The organism is Micromonospora arborensis (assembly GCF_003205615.1).
Lineage (GTDB): Bacteria > Actinomycetota > Actinomycetes > Mycobacteriales > Micromonosporaceae > Micromonospora > Micromonospora arborensis.
Genome location: NZ_PYBV01000186.1, coordinates 1 through 345 on the forward strand (window position 1 = coordinate 1; position 345 = coordinate 345).

General features: G+C 69.3%; 1 pseudogene. It reads left to right on the forward strand.

Annotation, left to right across the window (positions count from 1 at the left end):
• Positions 1-302, forward strand: a pseudogene (locus C7C45_RS33370) (ABC transporter ATP-binding protein); the annotation flags it as partial.
• Positions 303-345: the final 43 nt, after the last annotated feature.

Below are 345 nucleotides of genomic sequence, written 5' to 3' on the forward strand. Positions count from 1 at the left end.
TGCAGCAGCGGGTGTCGCTGTGCCGGTCGTTGATCGGTGAGCCCCGGGTGATGCTGATGGACGAGCCGTTCTCCGCGCTTGACGCGCTCACCCGCGAGGAACTCTCCGGCGAACTCCAGCGCGTACACATGGAGAACAAGCCGACCATCGTCTTCGTCACCCACTCGACCGACGAGGCGGTGCTGCTCGCCGACCGGCTTGCCGTGCTTCGCCCTCGCCCCGGCCGCATCCGCAACGTGGTCGCCGTCCACCGCCCCCCGCCCAGCACCCTGGGCCGCAACGCGCACCTGGCCGATGTCGCATAGGGCAGCCGAGAACTCCACGAGCGGCTGATGGAACGCGACC